Source organism: Nonomuraea sp. NPDC049784 (assembly GCF_040659615.1).
Taxonomy (GTDB): domain Bacteria; phylum Actinomycetota; class Actinomycetes; order Streptosporangiales; family Streptosporangiaceae; genus Nonomuraea.
This window is the reverse complement of record NZ_JBFAMX010001285.1, coordinates 1-1,123: the sequence shown is the minus strand read 5'-3', so window position 1 is coordinate 1,123 and position 1,123 is coordinate 1. Positions and strand designations below refer to the sequence as shown.

Sequence of the window (1,123 nt, the reverse complement as noted above, 5' to 3'; positions counted from 1 at the left end):
CTGGCGGTCTCGGCCGCGTGCTCGTCCTCAGCCGAAGGGGCGCTGGGGGCCGGGGAGGCGGGGTGCGGGTGGTGGTCGGAGCCGCAGACCGCGCAGGGCCGGCCCTCGGACAGGTCGCGGGCCAGCTCCGCCGCCATGCCGTCGATCCGGGCCTGGCGTAGGTCGAGCCAGTGTTCGCGCAGGGTCTGGGCGTGGTCCACGAGCGCCTGGTGGGTGGCCACGGCCGCCTCCAGCTCCGCTGCCAGCGACTCCCGGCGGTGGGTGGCCTCCAGCGCGGCCCTGGCGGCGTCGAGGCTCGCGGACGCCGCCGGGATGGCCGCCGCCTGCGCCTGCACCTCCGCCAGCGCCGCGCCGGCGTCGGCGATGCGTTCGGGCAGCTCGGCCTCGGTGGCCGACACCTCGGCCTCGCGCTGTGCCAGCGCGTCGAGCTCCACGGCCAGCCTGGCCAGCTCGTCGTCGATCTCGATCAGGTGGGCGGCGGCATCCCGTACGGCCTGCGCGGCCGGGATCCTGGCGGCGTCCATCCGCGCCTCGGCCAGCCTGCCCTCGGCCTGTTCGATGAGGCCGGGCAGGACGGCCAGCCGCGCGCCGACGGCCTCATCGGCGCCGACCAGCTCGGCCAGTTCTTCCTCGACGCGCAACAGGTCGCGCCGGACCACCGACAATCGGGCCTCTTCTGTGAGCAGCTCCGACAGGCGAGCGATCTCCGCCTGCCGCTCCCGCTCCAACGCCGCCAACCCGGCCGCCGTGGGACCGCCTGCCGGCCAGGCTCCCACCGAAGGGCTGGAGTCGCGGTCGGGCGCCGCCCGGAGACCGTCCGCCGAGGGGCCGGTGGCGTTGCCCGCCTGCCGTTCCCGCTGCGCCTGCCGGGTCAGGAGGGGGCGGGCTCGGGCGAGGGCGTCGGCGGCCAGGGTGCGTGCTTTGGTGGCGGCCTCCGAACGTTGCCTGACCGCCGTGATGAGGGGCACCACACGATCGGCCCTGGCGGCGTCGTCGAGGACGGCCTGGAGGTCGGCCCGCTCGTCCGCCCGCTCGTCGAGGGTGCGGCGCAGGGTGAGCGCCTCGGCGTGACGGCGCTGCCGGTCGGCGAGGGCGGCGGCCTCCTCGAACCGCAGCCGCGCCG

At 77.1% G+C, this 1,123-nt stretch carries 1 pseudogene; it reads right to left on the bottom strand.

Annotation, left to right across the window (positions count from 1 at the left end):
• Nucleotides 1–1,123: pseudogene (locus AB0J09_RS65465) on the bottom strand (SMC family ATPase); the annotation flags it as partial.